Origin of the sequence: Bacillus sp. Brlt_9, from assembly GCF_051948935.1 — a bacterium.
Taxonomy (GTDB): Bacteria; Bacillota; Bacilli; order Bacillales; family Bacillaceae_G; genus Bacillus_A.
In genome coordinates this window covers 1-20,611 of sequence record NZ_JAYJLO010000022.1, presented here as the reverse complement: position 1 = coordinate 20,611, position 20,611 = coordinate 1, and the positions used below count along the sequence as shown (strand labels likewise).

Genomic DNA, 20,611 nt, shown 5'->3' with positions numbered 1-20,611 from the left:
CGAAATACTTATCTTCTTTTCAAAGACAAATGTTATTGTACCATAATGACCAATAAAAAACAACTGCCAATTAGCAGAAGTTAAAATGGCGGTCCCGACCGGGGTCGAACCGGCGATCTCCTGCGTGACAGGCAGGCATGTTAACCACTACACCACGGGACCATTTAATCTTTAAGTTAATTTCATTTTAATTTTCATTATAATATTATGGTGGAGGATGACGGGATCGAACCGCCGACCCCCTGCTTGTAAGGCAGGTGCTCTCCCAGCTGAGCTAATCCTCCGAAGTGGTGACCCGTACGGGATTCGAACCCGTGTTACCGCCGTGAAAGGGCGGTGTCTTAACCACTTGACCAACGGGCCAATATGAATGGCAGAGAAGAAGGGATTCGAACCCTCGCACCGCGTTCGCGATCTACTCCCTTAGCAGGGGAGCCCCTTGAGCCACTTGGGTACTTCTCTGTATGGCTCCGCAGGTAGGACTCGAACCTACGACCGATCGGTTAACAGCCGATAGCTCTACCACTGAGCTACTGCGGAATAATGAAGACAATTTGTATCTTATAAAAATTCTCATCGTAAGTCAAGAAGTTTTTTACAACATCTTGTACAAACGTGACATGTTTATAATATACTGGATTGCGTTTTCACTGTCAAGATGTTTTCTTTAACAGAATTAGTTTCCCTTTACACTTTCCGCAGACATATCTTTTCGTATTTATTTGACGTCTTCTTACATATTGAAGCAAACACTCCATACATTCATACATATAAACCTTTTTTTCATTCTCTTCATTCATCATTCGTTTACAAAAGCGTGGCGCACCAACTGCCTTTAATATTTCACGAAAATCCTTATCCCTGTGCTTATACCCTCTTCCTGTAATATGTAAGTGATAATGGCAAAGTTCATGTTTAACGATTCCAACTAATTCTTCTTTCCCATACATTTCGTAATATCGATAATTCAGTTCAATATTGTGTGTATTCAATAGATAACGCCCACCAGTTGTACGCAACCTACTATTAAACATCGCCTTATGTAAAAACGGCATTCCGAAATATTGCATTGATACTTCTTCCACCAGCCGCTGTATTTCTTGCTCATCCATTTTCATTCCTCCTAAACAAAAAAATATTTTTACACTTTTCTCCTCTCTTATACATATATTAAATAGTACATATACCCATCCTCATTCAAGAAGCGTGGTTTCTAAAAACATAGCAGAAATAGAAATCCACTCACCAACCTCTCATCAATAGTAGCTTACATTTTTGAGAGTAGGATTAAACAAGGAGGGATTCCTATGCCTACATGGCTCAAAAAACAAATGCAACGCGCATATTTCGAAAAAAACCGGTATCAAATTAAATTACTAAATGAATGCTGGTTTTATTATAGCAAAATACATCAAAGCTCATAATTCATTACACGTTTTCCCCTATTAAAAAAAGAGCAGTTTCATCTGCTCTCTTTTTTTACTATTCAATCGGCAACATAGATAGTGCAACGCGACCTTTTTTCGTATCAATATCATCTACCCATACTTTAACGATTTGTCCGACAGATACAATATCTAACGGATGCTTCACGTATTGTTTGCTTAGTTTAGAAATATGTACTAAACCATCTTGTTTTACACCTACATCGACAAAAGCACCAAAATCAACAACGTTACGAACTGTCCCTTCCAGTTCCATACCACGTTTTAAATCTTCTAATTTCAAAATCCCTTTTTTCAGAAGCGGTTTAGGTAACTCATCCCTCATATCTCGCTCTGGACTAATAAGTGCATCTATAATATCAACTAATGTAGGCTCTCCAACTCCGGTTTCTTGCGACAACTTAGAAATCTCCACTTCTTCTAAGCTCTTTTGTAATTGTGATTGCCCTACGTCACTTTTTGATAACCCTAGATTCTTCAATAACAATTCAACATTTTTATATTGTTCTGGATGAATACCCGTTCGGTCTAACGGATTTGCCCCTTCTAATATACGTAAGAAACCTATACATTGTTCATATGTCTTTGCACCTAGACGTGGTATTTTCTTTAAGTCTGTTCTTTTTGTAAATTTCCCTTCTTCTTCACGCTTTGCTACAATATTTTTCGCAACAGTTTTCGATAAACCCGAAACATATTGCAATAACGCAACTGAAGCTGTATTTACATTCACACCAACTTGGTTAACTGCCGTCTCTACTACAAACGTTAACGATTCATTCAATCTCTTTTGAGATACATCATGTTGGTATTGTCCAACCCCAACTGATTTAGGGTCAATCTTTACAAGTTCCGCAAGTGGATCTTGCAGACGTCTTCCGATAGAAACCGCACTTCTTTCTTCAACCTGTAAATCCGGGAATTCCTCACGGGCCAAATCAGAAGCCGAATACACACTCGCACCAGCTTCATTCACAATAATATAGAAGACTTCTCGTTTCACATTTTGTAATACATCAACTATAAATTCTTCCGATTCTCTAGAAGCTGTACCATTCCCAATCGCAATCATTTCAACTTGATATTTATCTATAATAGAAAGAACTTTCGTTTTTGCATCTTCATATTTACGCACTGGTGGATGCGGATAAATAACATCAATATATAGAACTTTCCCCGTATCGTCTACAATAGCTAATTTACAACCCGTTCTATATGCAGGGTCTACAGCTAACACAACCTTTCCTTTCATTGGAGGTTGTAATAACAAATTACGTAAGTTCTCAGAGAAAATATGTATTGCTTGTTCCTCAGCTGTTTCTGTTAATTCTTTTCGAATCTCTCTTTCAATAGACGATTGAATTAATCGTTTATAACCATCCTCAATTGCTAACTTTACATACTGTGCACTTTTTGAATCGTTATCACGAATAACTTTCTTATATAAGAAAGTTACTATTTCATCTACTGGTGGAACAACAGAAACTCTCAATATATCTTCTTTCTCACCGCGATTCATCGCTAATACACGATGCGGTACCACTTTCTGCAACGGTTCTTCATAGCTGTAATACATTTCATATATATTCTTTTCATCTTTCTCTTCATCTTTTACAACCGAAGACATAACACCTTTTCTAAAAGTAACATTCCGAATCCAACTACGATACGACGCTTCATCTGAAATGATTTCTGCAATAATGTCTTGAGCACCTTGTAACGCTTCTTCTGCAGATTGCACTTCTTTCTCGGCGTTAATAAACTCCATTGCCTTCTGATTTGGATCTTCTTTCTTATATAGCAATAACCATTCAGCTAACGGCTCTAGTCCTTTTTCTTTCGCAATCGTTGCTTTCGTTCTTCTTTTCTCTTTATATGGACGATATAAATCTTCTACTTCTTGCAACTTTGCAGCTTTAACAATTTGCTGACGTAATTCTCCTGTTAGTTTCCCCTTCTCATCAATAAGACGAATAACCTCTTCTTTCCTATCTTCAAGCTGCATCATATATTGCCATCTCTCTAAAATCGTACGAATTTGCACTTCATCTAAAGAGCCTGTCCATTCTTTTCGGTAACGAGCAATAAATGGAACTGTGTTACCTTCTTCTGTTAATTGAATAACATGACGAACTTGCTTTTCGGTAAAGCCTAATTCCTTCACTAACATTTTCATTAACGCTTGTCGATTATCTACCATTTCCATATACAACCGTAACCTCCTCTATAATAAAAAAAAGTTGCCCTGTAAAGAGAGCAACTTAAACTGCCGATTTAAAAATCTATTAGTCCTAAACTAATTTGTAGCGCTTCATCTACACGAATCATCATCACTTCATCTAAATGAGTGATTTTGTCCGTTAAGCGCTGCTTATCGATTGTTCGAATCTGCTCAAGTAAAATAACAGAATCTCTCTCAAAACCGTACTTTTTCGCATCAATTTCCACATGAGTGGGTAATTTAGCTTTTTGAATCTGTGCAGTAATAGCCGCTACAATCACCGTTGGACTAAAACGATTTCCGATGTCATTTTGAATGACAAGAACCGGACGAACGCCTCCTTGCTCAGAACCAACAACTGGGGAAAGGTCTGCAAAATACACGTCGCCGCGTTTTACAATCAAAATATTACCCCCCGCTAACTAAGCGTTCTACTGTATGAGCTGCTTCATACTCTGCTAAGAAAGCTTCAGATGCAATACCAAGATTAATTTTTCCCATTTCAATGTACCCACGTCGCATTGATTCATGTTGGTAGCGTTTCTTCGTCTTATGTTGACGCAATAACAGTTGTGTTGCCTGGCAAATTAGTTCATGGCGATTCTTATTCTCTTGTTTTCCAATTCCGTCCAATTCCGTTACCATTTGCTTTGGCAACCGAACCACGATTTCAGTAGTTACACTTGATTCGGACACAAAAATACACCTCCACCGTCAACTACACACCCAAATATATATATGACACCTATTGTAATAATACCATTGTATGGAGCCTGTTGCAAAGACTTCCTTATTCCTTGCTTATGTTTTCCAATTCACAAACAAAACATTCATATTCTTTTATTTTTTATCTCATTACAACAAGAAACGGAAGAGTTTCTGCACTAAATTCACGTTAAATCATGTTAAAAGTAATGATAAGTAAAAAGCTTCTCGTCAAAAAACGAACTTATTCTTAACCGATGAACAGTCCTCTCAAATGACAAGAAGCAAATCATACTACCTTCTATATATTGTTCAAATAATTGATTACTTCTACAACCTTACCATTTCGAATAAATATTCTCGGCACACGGAAGCTTATCGTTGCAATAATTTCATAATTAATAGTCCCGGAATATTCAGCAACCTCAGTAGCACTAATATACTCATCACCTTGTCTTCCAATGAGTGTAACTTTCGTACCAAGAGGTACTTCACAAGGAAGGTGTATCATGAATTGATCCATCGTTACTCGCCCTACAATCGGTACCCTTTTACCATTTACAAGCACTTCAAATCCTTGTAATCTTCTAAGCCACCCATCTGCATACCCAATTGCAACGGTCGCAATCCATTCTTCCGTTTTCGTTCGATAAGTGACGTTATAACTAATCCCATCCCCTTTAATCACCTGTTTAATATGTGCAACTTTCGTATGCAGTGATAGCGCCGGCTCTAATTGAAACGGTAAAAAAGGGCGTATTTCTACAGACGGGGATAACCCATACATCGCAATGCCAATTCGTACTGCATTAAATGTAATCCCTTGAAAACGTAGCGTTGCAGCACTATTAGCTGTATGAACAAACTTAGGATCCACTCCGAATTCTTTCAACCAACTTAACTGCTCCAAAAATGTGTTATATTGCTTATCGAAGTAAGAAGTCTCCACCTCATCCGCTGTTGCAAAATGTGTATAAACTCCTTCTAATTCTAAAAACGGTGCACCTTCTAAACTATTTAAAAACTCTTTTAATTCTTTACGTTCGCGTATCCCAATTCTCCCCATGCCACTATCGAAATTAATATGGTACTTCATTGTAGACGAACCATCCCAAAGTTTGATTGCTTCATCCACCCATTCTTTTTGAAAAACAGTTAACGCCACATCATTTTCAGCAGCTACATTGACATCACGAGGCGGAGAAGGACCTAACACTAAAATTGGCACAGTAATACCAGCCCTTCGAAGCACTAAAGCTTCATCTAAAAAGGCAACCGCTAACCTTGTCGCCCCTGCTTCTAATGCCGTTTTAGCTACCGGTACATAATCGTGTCCATATGCATTAGCTTTAACTACAGCAAAAATCTCTACATCACTTGGAATGAAATTTTTAATGTGTGTAATATTGTTATAGATCGCATCTAAATCCACTTCCACCCAAGTGTCACGGTAAAATGGTGCTTCTTCCATAAATACACTTCCTTATACACGATATGCGAAGCTTATTCTTTTATATGCTTCTTTTATGAAATCCACCCTTCAAACTAAGAAAAGACGTGGTGCACATATATCACCACGTCTAAGAAGTTTACTTTACTTGCTTCTCTGTAACTGAACGAGCAACCATTAATAGCTCCTTCGGCTCTAAACCTTTAGACACGAGCATATATTCTACTCCGTTATGCGACCATGTTAAAGAGTCTTTCGTCAACGCACCAATTGTAAAGCCGAGATCAACCAATTCTCCGCTCACACTGATCGCTGACGAAGCTTCTGCAACTTTTGCCTTTTCTTGTATTAAAGTAAAGGATTTCTTACTTCCAGTGTATGTGAGTATCGCACGCTTGCCACTGTCTGTCTTCAACTCTTTTTCATCTTTCAAAACCATACCTTGCGGCGTATCACGCGGATACAAAATAGCAAATGGTTTGTCTTCTTTCGCTGTCGTTTGAACATCCACTTGCGCTCTAGACATATTTTGTTTCGTATCAAATGCACCTTTATCAAATTTCGCATCAAATTTCACTTTTGAGAAATCTACTTTCACAAGAACATTTTGATCATTATCCATTAACTTCACCGAAACTGGTGTTAAATCACTTTTCTTCAACGTAATCTCTTGTTTCGGCAACATGTTTTGATGTTGATAGTTTGTTTTTGTTTTAAAAATATAATACTTATCTGTTTTTTCAAAAGTAAGGTTTTTCTTATCCTGCAAAATATCTCTCACAAGGGATTCATATAAGTAAGCCTGGCTACTATTTTGCGGCCAATCACTTTGGAAACGGAAACTCTTGTTAAGCGCTGGAGTTAATACAAATACTCCTTCTTCATTTCTTAAAATAATTTGGCTTTGATCTTTTTTCGCATTTTGCAAATTCACACGATAAAAAGAAGGTTCTTTATGCCATATTTCTACCTTATACTCCTGAGGCTCATTTCCTGTTTTAATAGATAATTTCGCTTCAGCTTGATAACTTTTCATCCCTTTTACTTTCGCCTCTAAATCTCTCACAACATCATCTTGTTTCTTTTCCATACAACCGGCCAACACAAAAACGGTTAACAAACCGACAAGAACTAAAAACAGACGCCTTTTCATCACTTCAGCCCCTTTGCCCCTATAAATGAATGGAAGATGTGCCTTCCTTATCGCTACCACAAATATATGAGACAAAGATATAAAATATGCAGACTAGCGTGACGAGCTTTCTAAAACAACTTGAGCAACAGCAAATTCCCTACTATGACTAATTGATAAATGAACAATATGATCTGTACTTGCAATAAGAATCGGCTTACCTCTATCATCATTTCTTACTTCAATATCTAAAAAACTTACTTCTTTCCCGATACCAGTCCCTACCGCTTTTGAATACGCCTCTTTTGCTGCAAATCTTCCGGCCACAAACTCCGTAAGGCGACTTCCCTTCAGCTCCTTAGCAACATTACGTTCGCTTTCAGTTAAAATACGTTCCATAAATTTAAGCTTTCCATCTAGCATTTTTTCAATTCGATTCAGTTCAATAATATCGATTCCAATCCCTACAATCATTTCAAAATCCCCTTCTTCTATTTAGCTTTCTTTTTTCATATTGTAAGAATAACAGAGAATCTTTCTGATGCAAAAGGAGTGATACTCACAACATGCTAATACCATCTGCCCGCATTTCCTTACAACCAATCGTCATCACTTTACTTCTCATACAATTAGTCATGTTTATGTTAGGCGACTTTTTTCTCTTTCCACTGGCAGCCTATAATGAATATATCGCTAAAGGAGAATGGTGGCGTCTCATAACTTCCTTACTTGTACATGTAGACTTACAACATTTTCTTTCTAATAGTATTTGTTTATTTGTGCTTGGCTCTTCTATTGAAAAACAACTAGGGCACCTTTCTTTCATCATTATTTTTTTCCTTTCTGGCATTCTTGGAAATATTTCTTCTTATCTTATTATGCCTCTTGAATATATTCATGCCGGAGCATCTGGCGGTATTTTCGGATTGCTAGGTGCACAATTATTTCTACTATATAGTCGATATCGTTCTTCCAACCCAAGAGACATCGCTATTTTTTCAATTATGATATGTATATTACTACTTTTCACTTTCTTCAATCCCTCTGCTAACCCTATCAGCCATTTAACAGGATTGATCATTGGTGGTATTTGCACTCCTTTATTAATAAAGTGAACCTTTAATCAACCCTTACCAATCGGGGTTTTATGGGCAAAAAAACTCGATGGTGCAGAGCTCATTTAATATAAAAGCTCGCACCATCGACAATTTCCACATCTGTTTGTTCACTTAAATCTCTCATGAGTTGAAATAAAGACTCATCCTTCTTCTTCGCTTCAATCATACAATCAATTTGCGGAACACTCCCCTTTATCTTTTTTAAAAAAGATAAAAAAGTATCTACATCAATAAAGTCCGCATGTGCTCTCGGGTCTTTTCCCTCTCTAGGGCTAGAAATGTGCATTTTCACTGGTAACAAAGATGATTCCCACGTATGTACAACACGGGCCCAATCTTCATGCCAATCTTCTCGATCATGATTCATCATGTGGTGATGCAAATCGAACACGACTGGAATATCTAATTTCTCACCTAAATACAATGTTTCTTCTAAAGAAAATGTCGTGTCATCATTTTCTAATATAATCATCTCTTGTATACCTCTCGGAACACTCGACCAATTTTCTATAAAGCGTTCTAATGCGAGCTCCTTATCTTTATAACCTCCACCCACATGTAATACACATCGTTGCTTATGTTCAATCCCCATACCTTTTAATAATTTTTTATGCATTTGTAATGTCTTTACAGATTGTTTAAAAATACTCTCCTCAGGTGAATTGAGTACAACAAAATGATCTGGATGAAAATCAATACGCATATTCATTCGAATAGCGTAATCACCTAGTACTTTTAAATTTTCTTTTAAGGGGCGAATATAGTTCCAGTCTAACAACTCTTCATGATTTGCTAAAGGAATCAACTTGGAACTTAGCCGGAAGAACTCTATGTCATGTCCTCTATTATGCTTTAATAGCCGCAAACAGTTTTCCAAATTCGAATTAGCAATTCTTTCAAGTTTGCGAATCGCTGCTTCTCGATCATCTATTTTTTGAAACTGCGCGTACGTCATCGTTTGAGATGGAGATGCGTTTTTCAAATGTACACTCATTGCGACATACCCAAGCCTTACAAGCATGTAACACCTCATTTCTACACAAGTTATTATATAGTATGTACAATTACAGAAATAAAAAAAGAGAATGCCAGCAAAGGGCATTCTCTTTTTTATTATTAAGCTTGTGGACGGCTATGATGTTTTCTTTCGCCGCGTCCATTTGAAGATCCAGGGCGACCTTCACCTTTACGCCCACGGCTACCGCCATCACGGTTACGATCACGGTTACCACCATCACGATTGCGATCACGGTTACGGCCATCGCCACCGCCGCGTCCATCACGGTTACGATCACGATTACGACCATCGCCACCGCCGCGTCCGTCACGACTACGATTACGGTTACCATCACGGTATCCACCTCCGTTACCGCCGCGTTTTTTAGAACCGCCACCTCTTGAAACAACTGGTGGTTCTGATGTTAAAGCGATTGGAGTTGTATCTGGCTCTTTTGTCATCATTTTTAAAGCAGCAGCTACTACTGTTACAGAGTCGTTCTCTTCTAACATTTCTTCTGCAATACGCTTGTAGTATGATAAGTTATCATTTTCAATTGTGCTTTGAAGTTTTTCAGCGATTAAACGTTGTTGACCTTCTAGTGCCTCGTCAAGTGTCGGTGCATCCATACGGTCCATTTTACGTTTTGTTGTACGCTCGATATTTTTTAATTGTCCTGATTCACGTGGCGTTACAAATAGCATTGCAATACCTTTTTTACCTGCACGACCAGTACGGCCGATACGGTGAACGTATGATTCTGGGTCTTGTGGAATATCGAAGTTATATACGTGTGTTACGCCTGAAATATCAAGACCACGTGCAGCAACGTCTGTTGCAACAAGAACTTCGATAGAACCTTCTTTAAATTTACGTAGTACAGACATACGTTTCGCCTGTGTTAAATCACCATGGATTCCTTCTGCAGCATAACCACGTAAGTTTAATGCTTCTGATAATTCATCAACACGACGCTTTGTGCGACCGAATACGATTGCAAGTTCTGGAGATTGAATATCTAGTAAGCGTGTTAATACGTCAAACTTTTTCTTTTCTTGCACTTCTAAATAGAACTGCTGAATGTTTGGCATTGTTACTTCTTTTGCTTTTACTTTAATGTGTTGAGGCTCAGTCATGAAACGCTCAGCAATACGACGGATTGGATCTGGCATTGTTGCTGAGAATAATAATGTTTGATGCGTTTCTGGCACATCTGTTAAAATTGCTTCAATGTCTTCAATGAAGCCCATGTTTAACATTTCATCCGCTTCGTCAAGAACAACTGTCTCTACGTTTTGCAGGCGAAGTGTTTTACGGTTAATATGATCTAAAATACGACCCGGCGTACCAACAATAATGTGTGGGTGTTTTTTTAGAGCACGAATTTGGCGGTTAATATCTTGACCACCGTAAATTGGTAAAATACGAACGCGTTTATGTTTACCAATTTTGTATAGCTCTTCTCCAACTTGGATTGCTAATTCACGCGTTGGCGCGATAACAATACCTTGTACTGATTCTTTATTTGTATCCACTTTGTCTAATAGTGGTAATCCGAATGCTGCCGTTTTCCCTGTACCTGTTTGTGCTTGCCCAATAATATCTTTACCTTGCAATGCATGAGGAATTGTTTCAGCTTGAATCGGCGTAGCCTCTTCAAAGCCCATACTTTCAACAGATTGCAGTAAAGACTCACTTAATCCTAATTCTCGAAATGTTGTCAATGTTACTTCTCCTTTTCTATCCTATACTTATCATTTAAAAAAAGGCGTTTTCCGAATTTGCGGAAAAGCCCTTTTCCTGAATGCTCACGTATATAAACGGGCGTATATTCTTCGCGAAAATACTTCTAAACGTTATTACACTTTATCAATTATAAGTTTTGTATGTGTAAAAAGCAAACCCAACTGTTACCTTATTTTCATATTCAGAGTTTTTTTCTTCACTTTTATTTTTTTATATTTACTGTAAGCGCTTATTATAAGTTTCTTCTATTTCCGTAGCTATCATCCCTATTTATATACTCCAATTATTTCAACATCGTAATTACTTCTTCCAATTTCATCCCGCGAGATGCTTTTATTAATACAACATCTTTCGCATCGACTACTGCTTGCAACTCTTTTACTAACTCTTCTTTATTATCATGCGCCTTTACACGTTCATTAGGGAAATTAATTTTTGCGCCTTCAGCAATTTGAGCCCCTAATTTACCATATGTGAACACGTATGAGATTTTTGCTGGATCGATTAATTTACCTACTTCATAATGAAACTGCACTTCTTGATTTCCAAGCTCTAACATATCCCCAAGCACAACAATCTTTTTAGCAAATCCATCTAAACCATTCATTAAGTGGAATGCTGCTTCCATAGCCGTCGGACTTGCATTATAAGCATCGTTGATAATTGTTAATCCACTGTTTGTTTTTACAATTTCCATACGCATGCCTGTCATTTGAAGCGTTACTAAACCTTCTTTCATCTCTTCCCACGTTACACCAAAATGTTTCGCAATTGCCATAGAAGCAAGCGTATTATACACATTGTGTTTCCCTAATACTGGTAGATAGAATGAAATGTTTTCTTCTCTATTCATTTTAAAGTGTGTCCCAGTTGCTTGTAACGTTACAGTCGTTGGATAGTAATCATTTGCTCTAGCATCACCAAACGTAACTGTTTCAGCTATTAAATTCATTTCAGGAACACGATTCGTTAATAACGGCTCATCTCCGTTATATACGAACACTCCACCTTCTTGTAATCCTGTCACAATTTCTAATTTCGCTTCAGCAATTGCCTCACGAGATCCTAAGTCCATTAAATGCGCCTCACCAATGTTCGTAATGATAGCTGCATTTGGACGGGCTAACTTAGATAGGAATTCAATTTCCCCGCGGCTTGACATTCCCATTTCTAATACAGCTACTTCTGTATTTTCTTCTAAGTTTAAAATAGTAAGAGGTAGCCCGATATGATTATTGAAGTTTCCTTCTGTTTTTTGAACTTTGAATTTCGTCGCAAGAAGACTTGTTACAATATCTTTTGTAGATGTTTTACCGTTACTACCTGTCACACCAATAACTTTAACATCCAATTGATCGCGATAGTTTTTCGCTAACATTTGCAATGCTGATAGTGTGTCTTCTACAAAAATAACTGGAAGATTCTCAGGCGGATTCGCTACATCTTTCATCCATAACGTCGCTACTGCTCCATTTTCAACAGCTTTATCTACAAAAGCATGTCCATCGAAACGTTCACCTTGAATCGGAACATATAGATTTCCTTTTTCAATTTTTCTCGTATCAATAGACACTCCTTGTATAGTAATTCCCTCATATTGCTCTGCTAATCCCGTGCCATTTATCATCTGTTCTACTTGTTTTAACGTTCGCTTTATCATGAAAACACTCCTTACATAGAGGAAGCACTATTCCTGCGAATAGTGCCTCCTCCTTTTTTGTTAGATTGTATATTTAATTTTTTGTTTTTCTTCGTGACGATCAATTGCTAAACGAATTAGCTCTTCAATTAATTCTGGATACGGCAATCCAGTATGTTGCCATAGTAGAGGGAACATACTAAACGGCGTAAATCCTGGCATCGTATTCACTTCGTTTATATATACTTCTCCATCTTTCGTTAAGAAGAAATCAGCTCTTGTTAAGCCAGCACCGTCTAACGATTGGAATGCAATAATCGCATCTCGCTTAATAACGTTAGATTCTTCTTCTGTCATTTCAGCTGGGATAATTAACGCTGTATCACCATCGATGTATTTCGATTTATAATCATAGAAGTCTTTTTTCGGTACGATTTCACCTACAACTGAACATTTCGGCTCATCATTACCTAGTACACCAACTTCTACTTCACGTCCAACGATATTTTCTTCCACAATAATTTTACGATCAAATTGGAACGCCTCTTCAAATGCATTCTCAAGTTCTTCACGATTTTTACACTTATTAATACCAACACTTGAACCAAGGTTTGCTGGTTTTACGAAGCAAGGATATCCTAAAACTTCTTCTACTTTTTCATATGCTGTTTCACGATCTTTTTCCCATGCACTACGAATGAATGATGCATATTTTGCTTGTTTCAATCCAGCTTCTGCAAAGATGTTTTTCATAACAACTTTATCCATACCAGCTGCAGATGCTAAAACACCATTTCCAACATAAGGAATGTTCATTAATTCTAATAATCCTTGAACCGTTCCATCTTCACCATTTGGTCCATGTAGTAATGGGAAAATAACGTCGATAGCATTTTCCTCAGAAGCTACAGATGGAATAATTTCTGTGCTTAATGATAACGGAGAAATCGCATTTTCTGCACCACTCATTTTTAGAACTTCAACATCCGTTACTTCACCTTCAATACGCTCACCACGAACCCATTGACCTTGTTCTGTAATATAAATTGGATGAATCTCGAATTTATCTTGATTTAATGCTTTAATAGCAGCAAGAGCCGTTTGTAGCGAAACTTGATGCTCAGCTGATTTTCCACCATATAATAAACCTAATTTAATTTTTGTCACTGAAATCACCCTAACCAATTGTTTTCATTTTTCTATTTTAGCACTTTTTATAAAAATAGGTAGTTCCTATTTGAAATAAAATGTAACTTCCACAAATAATTAAATGACACCACTTATTGGTTTTCTATACTTTTTCCACTTAACTTTCTTCATAAATATATAAAATTGCAATCCAATCTAGTTATGTACCTAAAATATGTAGAAATCCCCTTTTTGTGTATGTCATCTGCTTATTAAGAAGATTGTTTGGTCAGTGTGCCTTTCTGTTTTTGTTCAACGAGACGATCTAAAGAAACATATACAATACCTGCAACTACACAGCCTACAGCTAAAATTGTAAATAAAAAGTGACCAAGTAATCGATCTAATAAAAAACCTCCAAGAAGTGGACCGAATGCACTTCCTGTAATCCACTGCAAACTTGCAGCTCCCATATAAGTCCCTCTCAAATGCTCCGGAGCTAAATTCGCTACAAACGTCATCTGTACAGGTGACATAATCATCTCACCTAACGTATATACGGCATACACAAACAACAACGTTATTAAAATAATTGTAGCATTTGCATCAAATTCTCCAAACCACTTCGGTAACCATCCTATAAAGAACAAACCAATCCCGAACAAACATGCACCATATAACATCGTCTTTCCGACAGGCTTATCTGTGGCCCATTTTGAAATTTGAAATTGGAACAACACAACTAATAGTCCGTTTAGCGCCATTAAGTATGGGTATGGATTGTTAGTTCCAAAAATACCTTTCATTTCATTATCAAAGTGTAGTGGCAACATACCTTCTGTTTGAGAAAATCCCATCGAAATAATAATACCTGCTAATAAATAAATCATTAGTGCCTTATCTCGCAATACAATTTTCCACACTGCTCCTGATTCCTTTTCTTTATCCTCTTCTTTATTCGTACTCTTTGGCATCGTCTCTTGAATAAGAATGAATACAAGTAATGCATAAAATAACATCGTAGACGAGGCAATAATAAACACAAGGTTCTTCGACAACATAACTACTGAAGCACCCATTATCGGACCAATTGCAGCACCTATATTGTGCCCCATTCGTAGCAAACCATATGCTTCTGTTCTTTTTTCTGGCGTTGTTACATCCGCAACCATCGCTGATGCAGCTGGATGAAATAGCGAATTACTTAATCCTAAAAAAATAGATAAAATTGCATAAGGAATAAATCCTTCTATAAATAAAAAACCGAGCATGAATACTGCATTACTCGTCATCGAAAATATCATAATCGGCTTTCTTCCATATATATCAGCAATTCTTCCCCCTATAATTGATCCAAAACTTGCTGCAATTGGAGAAAGCGCCATAATAACTCCAACTTGTAATAATGAATCTACCTTATCTTTTAAATATAACGCAAAAAAAGGCATCAACATCATCATTGCAATTCCATTTAACGTCTCGCCAATAAACCGAATCCATACGTTACGGTCCATCTCCTTTAACTCACGCCACGTATTTTTCATCATTCCCCTCCTTTTGTTCGCCAACAATTATCTTATAATACATTCAGAAAAATGTAAATTTTCAAAATAAAATCCACCCTAACAGAATTAGGATGGATTTTTCTACTTATAAATTTGCTGCATCGTCTTCGGCTTTACTATTATTTAAAACACTATGTTTTCGGCTATATAAGAAGTAAACCGCAATACCGATAACCATCCATATACCAAAACTAATCCAAGCTGTTCCGGATAATTGAAGCATTAAGTATAAACAAAAAATTACCGTTAACGCTGGTAAAAATGGTACAAGCGGCGCCTTAAATGCTCTTGGTAAATCCGGATGAGTTCTTCTCATTACAATAACAGCAACAGCTACAAGCGCAAAGGCTGATAAAGTCCCCATATTTACAAGATGCGCTAACACATTTAAATCTATTAATCCTGAAATAAGTGCTGCAATAATTCCCGTTGTCCACGTATTTAAAAACGGTGTTTTAAATTTCGGGTGAACTTTAGCAAGACGCTTCGGCAATAATCCATCTCTACTCATTGCATACGAAACACGTACTTGCCCATACATCATAACTAACATTACTGTCGTAATCCCTGTAATTGCTCCTACCGAAATTACTCCAGCCAAACCATCTTGTCCAATAAATTGAAGTGCAAAAGCAACTGGATCTGATATATTTAGCTGTCCGTATGGAACAATTCCTGTCAAAATAAGTGAAACAACAATATAAAGAACCGTACAAATTAATAAAGATGCAATAATGCCAATTGGTAAATCACGTTGCGGGCGTTTCACTTCTTCTGCTGCCGTCGAAACTGCATCAAACCCTATGAATGCGAAGAACACTGTAGCAGCCCCAGCCATTACACCATCTAAACCAAACGGCATAAAAGGTGTCCAGTTTTCAGGTTTCACATAATTAAAACCAGCAAAGATAAAAATAAGAACGACTGCTATTTTAATAAACACCATAATATTATTTACACGTGCACTTTCACGAACACCTCTAGATAAAAGAACTGTCATCACTAAAATAATGAGAACTGCAGGTAAATCAATTATTCCACCCTTTCCTGTTCCTGGGGCTGAGGAGAGAATGGTCGGAATATGGATTCCAAATCCCTTTAATAAAGATTGGAAATACGCGGACCAACCGTTTGCCACAGCAGATGTAGCAAGTAAATACTCCAGCATTAAGTCCCATCCAATTAAAAATGCGAATACTTCTCCCATCGTCGCATATGTGTACGTATACACACTGCCGGAGACAGGAACCGAAGAAGCAAATTCAGCATAACAAAATGCAGCAAAGGCACAAGCTAACGCAGCTATCGCAAATGATAATATAATAGCTGGTCCAGAATGTTTTGCCGCTACCACGCCCGTTAGAACAAAAATACCTGTCCCAACAATCGCCCCAATTCCAAGCATCGTTAAATCCAATGCGCCCAATGTTCTTGCTAATGTCTTTTGTTTACTCTCTTGCATTAACTTTGCAATAGGCTTCTTTTGAAAAATTTGCTTCATAGCTTGCTCCTCCAAGTTTTAAATTTTCTGAAAATTTTTAATTCGCTTTTTTATTTTACTCATAGCACTTTTCCTAGTCAATACTTTTGTCGAAATAAGTAGAAATTCTTATGAATATGCATTCTCTTTATCCTTCTTTCCATATATCTTTCTATAACTTTTTTTGGTATTATTATACATGTCGATTCCAAAAAAAGAGGCATGCTCACTTATTGAGCATGCCTCTTTTTACTTATTTCACAGTATACGAACCCTCTTCAATCCAGCTATACATATATTTTTCATCTTCTGTTTCATGTGCTTGTTTTACAATACGAAGCGGACGGAAGGTGTCTATCATAACAGCTAGTTCAAGTGTTTCTTTCTTCCCTATACTTCCCTCCGTTTTCCCAGGATGCGGCCCATGAGGAATTCCGCTCGGATGAAGTGTAATAGAACCTTCTTCCACACCTTTCCGGCTCATAAAGTTTCCTTCTACATAGTACAGCACTTCATCACTATTCACGTTACTATGATAATATGGTGCCGGAATAGATTCTGGATGATAGTCGTATAAACGTGGTACGAAAGAGCAAATAACAAAATTGTGTCCCTCGAATGTTTGATGTACTGGAGGTGGCTGATGAATACGGCCTGTAATTGGTTCAAAGTCCTCTATATTAAAGACCCATGGATATAAATAACCATCCCATCCAACAACATCTAACGGATGGTGCCCTAAAACATGCTTATGCATATATCCTCTCGACTTTGTCATTACAACAAACTCACCTTTGTCATCATACGTCTCTAATTTTTCAGGGCCACGAATATCCCTCTCACAAAACGGACTATGCTCTAACAATTGTCCGTATTCATTACGATAGCGACGCGGCGTTGTAATTTGGCTATTTGCCTCTACAACAAGAAACTTAGTCTCTCCTTCATCAGGAATAACACGATAGATCGTTCCAATTGGAATCGTTATATAATCACCTTTTCTATAGTGAATCGTCCCAAACATCGTTTCAATTTTTCCTGTTCCGTAATGAACAAACAACATTTCATCTCCATCACCATTACGGTAGAAATAATCCATTTTTTCTGTTGGACTCACTACTCCAATTAACAAATCTTCATTTCCAAGTATGAAGTTTCTACCACTTATTGCATCACCATTTTTTTTATTCTCTTTCGTGCGGAAGTGGCGATGAGCAAGAGCTACATCTTCTTCATACTGCAACTGACAAGAATGCGATAATGCCGAATGCGATACTTCGGTTGGCATATAATGATGATACAAAATAGATTGTGTACCAGAAAAACCTTTCGTTCCCATTACTTGTTCGCGATAAAGCGACCCATCTTTTTTACGGAATTGTACATGTCGTTTATGAGGTAGCTCCCCCATGTGACGATAAAACATGCCCATCACCTGCTTCCATTTCTTTTTTGACCGTATTACGTAATGTACCTAAACCAGTAATCGTAAGCTCTACAACATCTCCATCTTGCAGCCACTCTTCCGTACCCAGTTCTAAAATACAACCTGTTCCTACTGTCCCAGAACCAATCACATCGCCTGGATATAACGTAACGTCTTCTGAAGCACGTTCAATCATTTCAGCGAATGTATAATAAATATCTTGGAAGTTCCCCTTTGATAATAACTTCCCATTTACATGAGCAGTCATCTCTAACTCATAACGGTCACCGTTACGATAAACATCTAATTCCTCTTTCGTAACAAGGTGCGCTCCTAATGAAGTTGCAAAATCTTTTCCTTTCGCCGGACCTAGTCCTACCTTCATTTCTGTTGCTTGTAAATCCCTCGCACTCCAGTCATTCATAATACAATAACCAAAAATGTAGTCCTGTGCTTGCTCACGAGAAATATTGCGTCCTTCTTTCCCAATTACGCAAGCAATCTCTAGCTCATAATCAAGTTTTTTAGATTTTTTCGGACCAATTACAAAATCATTCGGACCAATTACAGCACGATGGTTCGTAAAATAAAAAACCGGTATATCGTACCATTCAGGTACAACATCTAGCCCTCTTCGGCCACGGGCTGTTTTTACATGCTGTTCAAACGCGTAAAAATCCCGAATACTACTCGGATTAGGAATTGCCGCCGCTAATTGTACTTCCTCTAAGGAATATATACCCTTTTCCGGATTCTTAATATTACGTAACACTTCTACATACTCATCCGCTTTCTCTAAAAAGGCGAACATAGAAGAAGGTAATTTCCCACCACTAGCAAGATTCATATCAATTACTTTGTCACCTTCAAGCCATCCAGCTCGCATTTCTTTTGAAGGAAGACGGAATGTAACGAATTTCATCCTGATTCCTCCCTATGAAAATGAAATTTCCACCAACAAAAGAATTTTTGCTGGTGGATATAAATTTTATAAATTTCCGCGACGCTCTTGTTCTCTTTCAATCGATTCGAATAATGCTTTAAAGTTTCCTTCTCCAAATCCGCGAGAACCTTTACGTTGAATGATTTCAATAAATAGCGTTGGGCGATCTACAATTGGTTTCGTAAAGATTTGTAGTAAATAACCTTCATCATCGCGATCTACTAAAATCTTTAATTCTTTTAACCTATCAATTTCCTCATCAATTTTTCCAACTCGTGCACTTAACTCATCATAATAAGTATCTGGTGTATCTAAAAACTCCACGCCATTTTCACGAAGCGCTTCTACCGTTTTAACGATATCATTTGTTAATAAAGCAAGATGTTGTACACCTGCTCCATTGTAGAACTCTAGATATTCTTGAATTTGTGATTTTCGCTTTCCATCTGCTGGCTCGTTAATAGGGAACTTAATACGACTTCCATTTGTCATAACTTTCGACATTAACGCTGAATACTCTGTACTAATATCATCATCATCAAAATGGATCATTTGTTTAAAGCCCATAACATTCTCGTAATAACTAACCCACTCTTCCATTTTTTCAACATTACCAACTACATGGTCTACAGCAATTAAACCTGACTCTTCAAACGGAATATGGAATTCAGCCTTTTGGAATCCTGGCATAAATGTTCCTTTATAATTTTTACGCTCTACAAGCGTGTGAATTGTATCACCATACGTACCAATAACTGCTTTTTTCAATGTACCGTTCTCGTCTGTTAACTCTACAGGTGGCGCAATCGCGACGGCACCACGTTTCACTGCTTCCGAGTATGCTTTGTCAACATCGTCAACAAGTAATGCCACATCTTTCACACCATCACCATGAGTCTTTACAAACTCTGCAATACGATTGTCGCTACTTAAAGCTCCAGACACAACGAAACGCATATTTTTTTGCACAAGAACATAAGATACTTTTTCACGGTTACCAGTTTCTAATCCAGAGTAAGCCACAATTTTGAATCCGAATGCTCTCGCAAGGTAATAACTTGATTGCTTTGCATTTCCTACGTAAAATTCCAAATGATCTACATCACGTACTGGAAAAAAGTCCTCCATTTGTGCAGCTAGCGTATCCATAGATTTTTGTTTCATAAAATCCTCATCCCCCTGTAAATAGATTAAATGGTTCATACTTAAAACCAACCGAAAACGCTTCCAACATCAATTAATAGAAATTAGTTAGCAAGCTAACAAATTCTGACTTTTAAAATTTTCTATCTTTTCTGTCAAATTCCTCTTTTTTTCTTACATATAAAATTCGACTTTTTTCTCTTTAAAATAAAGGGAGGCTATTCATACTTGGAGGGATATATAGAAGAAAACAAAAAAGACCCCAACATATTAACTGCTTACTAATATGCTAGAGTCTTTATTTTTTTTGAATAATTGTATTTATATGTCTCATACTAATACGTTTGCAAGAAATAGAATCAATGATGTTAATACTACCGCTCCACCTAATGATCCTAATAAATCTGTTTTTGTTACTTGTAATACTTGTTCACTGTTCATATTCCTCATTCTCCTTTCATTTTGTATGATTT

The 20,611-nt window shown here is 37.3% G+C and carries 19 protein-coding genes and 5 tRNA genes; 2 read left to right on the top strand and 22 right to left on the bottom strand.

Features of this window, described 5'->3' with window-relative positions; all coding sequences use genetic code 11:
• Positions 1-86 precede the first annotated feature (86 nt).
• From VF726_RS31090 to VF726_RS31065, 6 genes are all read right to left on the bottom strand, one after another.
• Positions 87-162, bottom strand: a tRNA-Asp gene (locus tag VF726_RS31090).
• A 46-nt stretch (positions 163-208) separates the two neighbouring features.
• Positions 209-284, bottom strand: a tRNA-Val gene (locus tag VF726_RS31085).
• Between the two features lie 4 nt (positions 285-288).
• Positions 289-363 (bottom strand) — tRNA-Glu (locus VF726_RS31080).
• Positions 364-371: 8 nt separating this feature from the next.
• Positions 372-462, bottom strand: a tRNA-Ser gene (locus tag VF726_RS31075).
• Between the two features lie 3 nt (positions 463-465).
• Positions 466-540, bottom strand: a tRNA-Asn gene (locus tag VF726_RS31070).
• Between the two features lie 113 nt (positions 541-653).
• Positions 654-1,112, bottom strand: coding sequence for a SprT family protein (locus VF726_RS31065; RefSeq protein WP_440174073.1), 459 nt, complete (start codon positions 1,110-1,112; stop codon positions 654-656).
• 195 nt (positions 1,113-1,307) lie between these two features.
• Between VF726_RS31065 and cmpA the strand changes: the two genes are divergently transcribed.
• Positions 1,308-1,424, top strand: a complete 117-nt coding sequence (cmpA, locus tag VF726_RS31060) for a cortex morphogenetic protein CmpA (RefSeq protein ID WP_001143642.1) — start codon at positions 1,308-1,310, stop codon at positions 1,422-1,424.
• Between the two features lie 58 nt (positions 1,425-1,482).
• Here cmpA and VF726_RS31055 read toward each other — a convergent pair whose 3' ends face one another.
• From VF726_RS31055 to acpS, 6 genes are all read right to left on the bottom strand, one after another.
• Positions 1,483-3,651: a Tex family protein gene (locus VF726_RS31055; RefSeq protein ID WP_440174071.1), complete on the bottom strand. Its 2,169-nt coding sequence runs from the start codon at positions 3,649-3,651 to the stop codon at positions 1,483-1,485.
• Between the two features lie 68 nt (positions 3,652-3,719).
• Positions 3,720-4,070, bottom strand: a complete 351-nt coding sequence (gene ndoA / locus VF726_RS31050; protein WP_000635963.1) for a type II toxin-antitoxin system endoribonuclease NdoA — start codon at positions 4,068-4,070, stop codon at positions 3,720-3,722.
• 4 nt (positions 4,071-4,074) lie between these two features.
• The gene (locus tag VF726_RS31045; protein ID WP_000004570.1) at positions 4,075-4,362 is read right to left on the bottom strand and encodes an antitoxin EndoAI; all 288 of its coding nucleotides are present in this window, start codon (positions 4,360-4,362) and stop codon (positions 4,075-4,077) included.
• 310 nt (positions 4,363-4,672) lie between these two features.
• Positions 4,673-5,842, bottom strand: coding sequence for an alanine racemase (gene alr / locus VF726_RS31040; RefSeq protein WP_440174070.1), 1,170 nt, complete (start codon positions 5,840-5,842; stop codon positions 4,673-4,675).
• 118 nt (positions 5,843-5,960) lie between these two features.
• Positions 5,961-6,911, bottom strand: a complete 951-nt coding sequence (locus tag VF726_RS31035; RefSeq protein ID WP_002096914.1) for a LolA family protein — start codon at positions 6,909-6,911, stop codon at positions 5,961-5,963.
• A 156-nt stretch (positions 6,912-7,067) separates the two neighbouring features.
• Positions 7,068-7,427, bottom strand: a complete 360-nt coding sequence (acpS, locus tag VF726_RS31030; RefSeq protein ID WP_440174069.1) for a holo-ACP synthase — start codon at positions 7,425-7,427, stop codon at positions 7,068-7,070.
• Positions 7,428-7,519: 92 nt separating this feature from the next.
• Between acpS and VF726_RS31025 the strand changes: the two genes are divergently transcribed.
• Positions 7,520-8,068, top strand: coding sequence for a rhomboid family intramembrane serine protease (locus tag VF726_RS31025; RefSeq protein ID WP_440174067.1), 549 nt, complete (start codon positions 7,520-7,522; stop codon positions 8,066-8,068).
• A gap of 61 nt (positions 8,069-8,129) precedes the next feature.
• On the opposite strand, the gene uvsE is transcribed toward VF726_RS31025, so the two are convergent.
• The 10 genes from uvsE to VF726_RS30975 form a co-directional block, all read right to left on the bottom strand.
• A complete protein-coding gene (gene uvsE / locus VF726_RS31020; protein WP_440174065.1) occupies positions 8,130-9,092 on the bottom strand; it encodes a UV DNA damage repair endonuclease UvsE in 963 nt (320 codons plus the stop codon).
• A 95-nt stretch (positions 9,093-9,187) separates the two neighbouring features.
• Positions 9,188-10,792, bottom strand: coding sequence for a DEAD/DEAH box helicase (locus VF726_RS31015; RefSeq protein WP_440174064.1), 1,605 nt, complete (start codon positions 10,790-10,792; stop codon positions 9,188-9,190).
• 305 nt (positions 10,793-11,097) lie between these two features.
• A complete protein-coding gene (gene murF / locus VF726_RS31010; RefSeq protein WP_440174063.1) occupies positions 11,098-12,474 on the bottom strand; it encodes a UDP-N-acetylmuramoyl-tripeptide--D-alanyl-D-alanine ligase in 1,377 nt (458 codons plus the stop codon).
• A gap of 60 nt (positions 12,475-12,534) precedes the next feature.
• Positions 12,535-13,620 carry a D-alanine--D-alanine ligase gene (locus VF726_RS31005; protein WP_440174061.1) on the bottom strand — a complete coding sequence of 362 codons (1,086 nt, stop codon included), beginning with the start codon at positions 13,618-13,620 and terminating at the stop codon, positions 12,535-12,537.
• 233 nt (positions 13,621-13,853) lie between these two features.
• Positions 13,854-15,125 (bottom strand): MDR family MFS transporter, encoded by a 1,272-nt coding sequence (locus tag VF726_RS31000; RefSeq protein ID WP_440174060.1) that lies wholly within the window; start codon positions 15,123-15,125, stop codon positions 13,854-13,856.
• Between the two features lie 106 nt (positions 15,126-15,231).
• The gene (locus tag VF726_RS30995) at positions 15,232-16,647 is read right to left on the bottom strand and encodes an amino acid permease (RefSeq protein ID WP_440174059.1); all 1,416 of its coding nucleotides are present in this window, start codon (positions 16,645-16,647) and stop codon (positions 15,232-15,234) included.
• Positions 16,648-16,879: 232 nt separating this feature from the next.
• Complete coding sequence (locus VF726_RS30990; RefSeq protein WP_440174058.1) at positions 16,880-18,052, bottom strand: homogentisate 1,2-dioxygenase; 1,173 nt, start codon at positions 18,050-18,052, stop codon at positions 16,880-16,882.
• Positions 18,018-18,974 carry a fumarylacetoacetate hydrolase family protein gene (locus VF726_RS30985; protein ID WP_440174057.1) on the bottom strand — a complete coding sequence of 319 codons (957 nt, stop codon included), beginning with the start codon at positions 18,972-18,974 and terminating at the stop codon, positions 18,018-18,020. Before VF726_RS30985 ends, VF726_RS30990 begins: the two co-directional genes overlap by 35 nt.
• A 66-nt stretch (positions 18,975-19,040) precedes the next feature.
• Positions 19,041-20,159, bottom strand: a complete 1,119-nt coding sequence (hppD, locus tag VF726_RS30980; protein ID WP_440174055.1) for a 4-hydroxyphenylpyruvate dioxygenase — start codon at positions 20,157-20,159, stop codon at positions 19,041-19,043.
• Positions 20,160-20,468: 309 nt separating this feature from the next.
• A complete protein-coding gene (locus VF726_RS30975) occupies positions 20,469-20,579 on the bottom strand; it encodes a DUF3948 family protein (RefSeq protein WP_098093823.1) in 111 nt (36 codons plus the stop codon).
• Positions 20,580-20,611 lie beyond the last annotated feature (32 nt).